A 6,882-nucleotide genomic window follows, 5' to 3' on the forward strand; every position below is an offset into this window, starting at 1 on the left:
CCCGTACACCGCCCGCACACCGCACCCCGCAGACCGCACCGACCGTTCCGAAGAACCAGAGAGGCACCACGTGTCCGAAGTGCTGGCCCCTGTCCAGTTGACAGTGCTGAACCCGGCCACCGAGGAAGTCGTCGCCACCGTCCCGGCCGCCACACGGGACGACGTCGACGCCGCCGTCGCACGAGCCGCCGCCGCCCAGCGCGGCTGGGCCGCCGCCGCACCCGCGGACCGGGCCAGGCTCCTGCGCCGCTTCGCCGCGGTCGTCGACGCGCACGTCGAGGAACTCGCCCTCCTGGAGGTCCGCGAGGCCGGCCACACCATCGGCAACGCCCGCTGGGAGGCGGGCAACGTACGCGACCTCCTCGACTTCGCCGCCGGGGGAGTCGAGCGCCTCTCCGGCCGACAGATCCCGGTCGCGGGCGGCATCGACGTCACCTTCCTCGAACCCCTCGGCGTCATCGGCGTGATCGCCCCCTGGAACTTCCCCATGCCGATCGCCGCCTGGGGGCTGGCCCCCGCCCTGGCCGCGGGCAACGCCGTCATCCTCAAGCCCGCCGAGACCACCCCGCTCACTGCCCTGCGCCTCGCCGAACTCGCCCTCCAAGCCGGGATCCCCGAGCACCTCTTCCAGGTGCTCCCCGGCCACGGGGCCGTCGCAGGCGACGCCCTCGTCGAACACCCCGGCGTCGCGAAGATCGTCTTCACCGGCTCCACCGGCGTCGGCAAGCGGATCATGTCCAAGTGCGCCGACCGGGTGAAGCGGGTCACCCTCGAACTCGGTGGCAAGAGCCCCAACATCGTGTTCGCCGACGCCGACCTCGAAGCCGCCGCGGCCGCCGCCCCCATGGCCTTCCTCGACAACACCGGCCAGGACTGCTGCGCCCGCACCCGGATCCTCGTCCAACGCCGCGTGTACGACCGGTTCCTCTCGCTCGTCACCCCCGGCATCGAATCGGTGGTCGTCGGCGACCCCCTCGACGAGAAGACGCAGATGGGCCCGCTCATCTCCCGCGCCCAGCTCGACCGCGTCCGCTCCTACGTCACCGACGACCTCACCGCCGTCCGCGGCACCGCCCCCGACGGCCCCGGCTTCTGGTACCCGCCCACCCTCGTCACCGACGCCGCTCCCACCGCGCCCGTCGCCGTGGAAGAGGTCTTCGGGCCGGTTGCCGTGGTCCTGCCCTTCGAGGACGAGGAGGACGCCGTCCGCCTGGCCAACGCGACCGACTACGGCCTTTCGGGCTCCCTGTGGACCCGAGACGTCGGCCGCGCCCTGCGCGTCTCGCGCGCCGTCGCCGCGGGCAACCTCTCCGTCAACTCCCACAGCAGCGTCCGCTACTGGACCCCCTTCGGCGGCTACAAACAGTCCGGACTCGGCCGCGAGCTCGGCCCGGACGCCCTCACCGCTTTCACCGAAACCAAGAACGTCTTCATCAGCACGGAGGCCTGAGAAACATGACCAGCCAGACCAACGAAGAGATCGTCTGCCGCCGCCTGGTCGGCCGGACCGCCGTCATCACCGGGGCCGGCAGCGGCATCGGCCTGGCCACCGCCCGCCGCCTCGCCTCCGAGGGCGCCAACGTCGTCTGCGCCGACATCGACCCGGTCGCCGGCAAGGCCGCCGCAGAGGAGGTCGGCGGCACCTTCGTCCAGGTGGACGTCACCGACAAGGAACAGGTCGACGCCCTCTTCAAGACGGCCCACGACACCTACGGCTCCGTCGACATCGCCTTCAACAACGCGGGCATCTCGCCCCCGGACGACGACTCCATCCTCACCACCGAGCTCGACGCCTGGCGCCGCGTCCAGGACGTCAACCTCACCTCCGTCTACCTGTGCTGCAAGGCCGCCCTGCCCTACATGCGGCGCCAGGGCCGCGGCTCCATCATCAACACCGCGTCCTTCGTGGCCATCATGGGCGCCGCCACCTCCCAGATCTCCTACACCGCCTCCAAGGGCGGCGTCCTCGCCATGACCCGCGAACTCGGCGTGCAGTTCGCCCGCGAGGGCATCCGCGTCAACGCCCTCTGCCCGGGGCCGGTCAACACCCCGCTCCTCCAGGAACTGTTCGCCAAGGACCCCGAGCGCGCCGCCCGCCGCCTCGTGCACATCCCGCTCGGCCGGTTCGCCGAACCCACCGAGATCGCCGCCGCCGTGGCCTTCCTCGCCAGCGACGACTCCTCCTTCGTCAACGCCACCGACTTCCTCGTCGACGGAGGCATCTCCGGGGCGTACGTCACCCCCCTGTAGCCGGGCCGGACGCCCCGCGCGTCCACCCGTACCGCACCATCCCGACAGCCGGGCGTCGCACGACGCCCGGCTGTCGTGTTCCCCGGCCCCGACGACGTCCGGACGTGGCCGGGGCCACCCTCCACCGGTATCAGGAGCGTCCACCCAATGACCAGAACCGGCACCACCCGGCGCCTCCAAGCCCTCCTCGCCGCCGCCACGGCCGTCTGCGGCCTCCTCGCCGCCGGGCCCGCCGCCCACGCGGCCCGCCCCGCCGCGCACTGCTCCACCCCGAAGCTCGCGGCCGGTTGGTACGGCGACAACCGCGCCCGCCTCCAGGAACTCATCGACCACCACGGCTCCTGCGACCCGCACCGGCCCGGCCGCACCAAGCCCGTCGCCGTCTTCGACTGGGACAACACCGTCGTCAAGAACGACGTCGGCGACGCCACCATGTTCTGGCTGCTGCGCAACGGCAGGATCCGCCAACCCGCCCGCGGCGACTGGTCCACCACCAGCCGCCACCTCACCCCGGCCGCCGCCCGAGCCCTCGCCGACGCCTGCGGCCCCCTCGCCCGCCCCGGCAGCCCCCTGCCCACCGGCACCCCCCGCGGTGCGGCCTGCGCCGACGAGGTCAAGGCCGTCTACGGCACCGCCGCGACCCGCGCCGGCGTCGCCGCGTTCGCCGGCTGGGACCGCCGCACCACCGAACCCGCCTACGCCTGGCTGCCCCAACTCATGCAGGGCTGGACCGCCCGACAGGTACGCGGCTTCGCCGCCGCCGCCCGCACCGAGAACCTCGCCGCGCCCGTCGGCGCCGAGCAGCGGGTCGGCACCGGCACGGCCACCGGCTGGGTCCGCTACTACGACCAGCAGAAGGACCTCATCGCCACGCTCCGGCGGGCCGGCTTCGACGTCTGGATCAGCTCGGCCTCCCCGCAACCCGTCGTCGAGGTCTGGGCACGGGGCGTCGGCATACCCGCCGACCGCGTCATCGGCGTCCGCAACACCACCACCCGCGGCGGCGAGCTCACCCCGCACCTCCAGGGCTGCGGCTCCGTACGCGACGGAGCCGACACGATGATCACCTACATCGACGGCAAGCGCTGCTGGATCAACCAGGAGGTCCTCGGGATCCGCGGCGCGGCCGCCGAGCAGGTCCAGCCCGCCGCCCGCCGCCAGGTCTTCGCCGCCGGGGACTCCGACACCGACATCTCCTTCCTGCGCGACGCGACCGCCCTGCGCCTGGTGGTCAACCGCAACAAGAACGAGATCATGTGCCGGGCCTACGACAACAGCGACGGCAAGTGGATCGTCACCCCGATGTTCATCGAGCCGAAGCCCCGCAGGAGCAGCTCCTACCCCTGCTCCACGACGGGCTGGACCGACCGCGACGGGACCCCCGGGCCCGTCCTCCGGGGCGACACGAGCGTCATCCCCGACCAGCCGGACACGGTCTTCCAGCCCTGACCGGCCGTCGCCCCGCGCGCTACAGGAAGGTGCGGCCCTCGCCCCGGTACGTCGGGGCGGTGGCCGTCACCCGGTCGCCCTCGACCAGGTGCAGGGCGTCGAACCGCTCGCACAGCTCACCGGCCTTGGCGTGGCGGAACCACACCCGGTCCCCGATCAACAGATCGTCCGCCGGACTCCCCAACAGCGGCGTCTGCACCTCGCCCGCCCCCTCCTGCGGGTCGTAGCGCAGCCCCTCCGGCAGGTACGGAACGGGCAGCCGGTCCGCACCGGGCGCCCCCGAGGCCGGATAGCCCCCGCCGAGCACCGTCACCACGCCCACCCCGGGCCTGCGCACCACCGGCTGCGCGAACAGGGCCGCGGGCCGGCCGCGGAACGACGTGTAGTTGTCGAAGAGCCGCGGTACGTAGAGCCCCGATCCGGCGGCGATCTCCGTCACCGCCTCCTCGGCGGCCGTCTGCCCCACGCTGCCGGTGCCCCCGCCGTTGACGAACTCCAGGTCCGGCACCTCCGCGCGGACAGCCCGTACGGCCTCGGCCCGCCGGGCCGCCAGCTCCTTGCGGGCGGCGCCCTGCATCAGCCGGATCATCCGCGAGCGCACCGGCCGCCCGACGAGCGCGTCCCCGACGCCCGCGACGTGCCCCTCGTAGCCCATCAGCCCCACCACCCGGAACCCGGGCCGCGCCACCACCGCCCGCGCCAGAGCGGCCAGTTGCTCCGGCTCCCGCAGCGGTGAGCGCCGCGCCCCGATCCGTACCCGGCCGCCGAGCAGGTGCAGCGCCGTGTCCAGCTCCAGGCAGACCCGGATCTCCTGCGTCCCGCCGTCCCGTGCCCGGTCGATCAGCTCCAGCTGCGCCGGGTCGTCGACCATGACCGTCACCGCGGCGGCGAGCTTCGGGTCCCCGGAGAGCTCGGCGAAGGCGGCCCGGTCCGCGGAGGGGTAGGCGAGCAGGACGTCCTCGAACCCCGACCGGGCCAACCACAGCGACTCGGCGAGCGTGTACGACATGATCCCGGCGAACCCGGGTCGGGCCAGGACCCGTTCGAGCAGTGCCCGACACCGCACCGACTTGCTGGCGACCCGGACCGGCTTCCCGCCGGCCCGGCGCACGAGATCGTCGGCGTTGGCGTCGAACGCGCCGAGGTCGACGATGGCCAGCGGCGCTTCGAGGTGCGCGGTCGCCCGGTCGTACCGGGCCCGGTCGGAAGTCATGCCCGGCAGCTTGCCAGATGCCCCTACCAGTGGGTAGGCCCTGGAGCCGGGCACCCGAGCCCCCGGTCACGGGTCCCGGGGGGCCCGCACTCGCCCCGGTCCCGTCGCCGCGCGCGCCCCGTAGAGTACGGGCAGGCAGCCGTACGGAACGGGGGGCGGAGCCGCCGGATGACCACGTCGACACCACGGACCGCGTTCCTCGGCGAACCCGATCCGCCCGCGCCCACCGAACGGCCCGCATCCGAGGGCCGCCCGCCCCGCCGCGCCGGTCGGACCGGCGCCGCCGTACTGAGCGCCCTCCTCGGCATCGGCCTGCTCGCCGGCGCCGCCGCCACCGCCTGGAGCGAACACCGCGACGCGCGGCGGCCCTTGCCGCCGGACGCCGCCTATCGGCAGGCCGCCTCGCTCTGGCGGTCCGCCCCCGTGGACAGCCTGCTTCCGCCGCGGGTGGACGCCGCCGACACCGGCCCCGGCGGAGCCGACCGCAGCTGGACCCGGACCGCCCTCGCGCCCGACGCCGACTGCGGGACCGCCCTCGCCGCCGACTGGCGGGCAGCGCTCGCCGCCGCCGGGTGCACGCGCGTGCTCCGCGCCACCTACACCGACTCCACCCGCAGTTCACTGGTCACCGTCGGCCTGGTGTTCACCCCCGCGGACTCCGTCACCATGGACGGGCTCCGCGGCCGGCTGCCCGCCCCGCCCGCCTACGCGTACGCCGACGCCCGCCGCGCCGCCTGGAGCACGACCGTCGTCGCCGGGGTCCCGGCCCTCGTCTACACCGTCTCGGCCTTCGCCGACGGCCGCGCCATGGACGCGCCCGTCCCCGCCGAGGAGGCGGCCCACCCGAGCGCCTCCGGAATCGTCACCGAGGCGGGCCTCGGACACGACGCCAAGGCCCTCGCCGCCCGCTTCGAACGCACGCTGTCCGCCCTCGGCGCCCCACCCGCCCCCTCGGCGGCACCGACGGCGGAGGACGCCCGATGATGACCGAACCGCGCCCCGCAGTCGCCCGCAGGGCGCCCGTCCGGCTGCCCGCCCGCACCGCCGGGGCCCTCGCCCTGGCCGCCCTGCTCTCCCTCACCGCAGCGCACCCGGCGGCCGCCGACACCATCCGCGACCGCCAGTGGGGCCTGCTGGCCCTGCGCGCCGAGGAGGCCTGGGGCACCACCCAGGGCGACGGCGTCACCGTCGCCGTCCTCGACACCGGCGTCGACGCCACCCACCCCGACCTCACCGGACAGGTCCTCGACGGCGCCGACCTGGTCGGCATGGGCGCCGGCCGCGGCGACCGTTCCTGGGCCCGGCACGGCACCGCTATGGCGAGCATCATCGCGGGCCGCGGCCACGGCCCCCACCGCGGGCAGGGCGTGCTCGGCGTGGCCCCCCAGGCGAAGATCCTCCCGGTCCGGGTGATCCTGGAGGAGGGCGACCCCGGCCGCGAGGAGGCCCGCGACGTCAAGGCCGGCGCGCTCGCCGAAGGCATCCGCTGGGCCGCCGACCACGGGGCCGACGTGATCAACCTGTCGCTCGGCGACGACAGCGACTCCGCCCACCACGAGGCCGCCGAGGACGAGGCCGTCCAGTACGCCCTCGGCAAGGGCGTGGTCGTCGTCGCCTCCGCGGGCAACGGCGGCGAACGCGGCGACCACACCTCCTACCCCGCCGCCTACCCCGGGGTGATCACCGTCGCCGCCGTCGACCGGCAGGGCCGCAAGGCACCCTTCTCCACCCGGCACTGGTACGCCACCGTCAGCGCCCCCGGCGTCGACGTGGTCATCGCCGACCCCGACCGCTCCTACTACGAGGGCTGGGGCACCAGCGCCGCCGCGGCCTTCGTCTCCGGCGCCGTGGCGCTCGTCAAGGCCGCCCACCCCGACCTGTCCCCGGCGCAGGTCAAGAAGCTGCTGGAGGACACCGCCGCCGACGGCCCGGCCGGCGGCCGCGACGACGCCCGCGGCCACGGCACCGTC

At 74.8% G+C, this 6,882-nt stretch carries 6 protein-coding genes; 5 read left to right on the plus strand and 1 reads right to left on the minus strand.

Annotation, left to right across the window (positions count from 1 at the left end):
* The first annotated feature begins 70 nt into the window (after positions 1-70).
* The 3 genes from NOD94_RS17615 to NOD94_RS17625 all read left to right on the plus strand — a co-directional run bounded on the left by NOD94_RS17615 (position 71) and on the right by NOD94_RS17625 (position 3,699).
* On the plus strand, positions 71-1,450 hold the full coding sequence (locus tag NOD94_RS17615; RefSeq protein ID WP_281206904.1) for an aldehyde dehydrogenase family protein: 1,380 nt from the start codon (positions 71-73) through the stop codon (positions 1,448-1,450).
* A gap of 5 nt (positions 1,451-1,455) precedes the next feature.
* Positions 1,456-2,250 (plus strand): 3-oxoacyl-ACP reductase, encoded by a 795-nt coding sequence (locus NOD94_RS17620; protein ID WP_281206906.1) that lies wholly within the window; start codon positions 1,456-1,458, stop codon positions 2,248-2,250.
* 147 nt (positions 2,251-2,397) lie between these two features.
* Complete coding sequence (locus NOD94_RS17625; protein ID WP_281206907.1) at positions 2,398-3,699, plus strand: haloacid dehalogenase-like hydrolase; 1,302 nt, start codon at positions 2,398-2,400, stop codon at positions 3,697-3,699.
* Between the two features lie 19 nt (positions 3,700-3,718).
* On the opposite strand, the gene NOD94_RS17630 is transcribed toward NOD94_RS17625, so the two are convergent.
* Positions 3,719-4,912 (minus strand): amino acid deaminase/aldolase, encoded by a 1,194-nt coding sequence (locus tag NOD94_RS17630; protein ID WP_281206908.1) that lies wholly within the window; start codon positions 4,910-4,912, stop codon positions 3,719-3,721.
* 168 nt (positions 4,913-5,080) lie between these two features.
* Here NOD94_RS17630 and NOD94_RS17635 point away from each other — a divergent pair, with 168 nt between their 5' ends.
* Positions 5,081-5,896 (plus strand): hypothetical protein, encoded by an 816-nt coding sequence (locus tag NOD94_RS17635; RefSeq protein ID WP_281206909.1) that lies wholly within the window; start codon positions 5,081-5,083, stop codon positions 5,894-5,896.
* Positions 5,896-6,882 (plus strand): type VII secretion-associated serine protease mycosin (mycP, locus tag NOD94_RS17640; protein ID WP_281206915.1); only part of this gene is annotated, 987 nt, incomplete at its 3' end. The genes NOD94_RS17635 and mycP, both read left to right, overlap by 1 nt.

It is taken from the genome of Streptomyces sp. Isolate_45 (assembly GCF_024721315.2).
Classification (GTDB): Bacteria; Actinomycetota; Actinomycetes; order Streptomycetales; family Streptomycetaceae; genus Streptomyces.

What these genes read in the sequence shown, in the direction of transcription:
- NOD94_RS17620 (WP_281206906.1), top strand. Translation starts at nt 1,456, where the DNA reads ATGACCAGCCAGACCAACGAAGAGATCGTCTGCCGCCGCCTGGTCGGC.
- NOD94_RS17625 (WP_281206907.1), top strand. Translation starts at nt 2,398, where the DNA reads ATGACCAGAACCGGCACCACCCGGCGCCTCCAAGCCCTCCTCGCCGCC.
- NOD94_RS17630 (WP_281206908.1), bottom strand. Translation starts at nt 4,912, where the DNA reads ATGACTTCCGACCGGGCCCGGTACGACCGGGCGACCGCGCACCTCGAA.
- NOD94_RS17635 (WP_281206909.1), top strand. Translation starts at nt 5,081, where the DNA reads ATGACCACGTCGACACCACGGACCGCGTTCCTCGGCGAACCCGATCCG.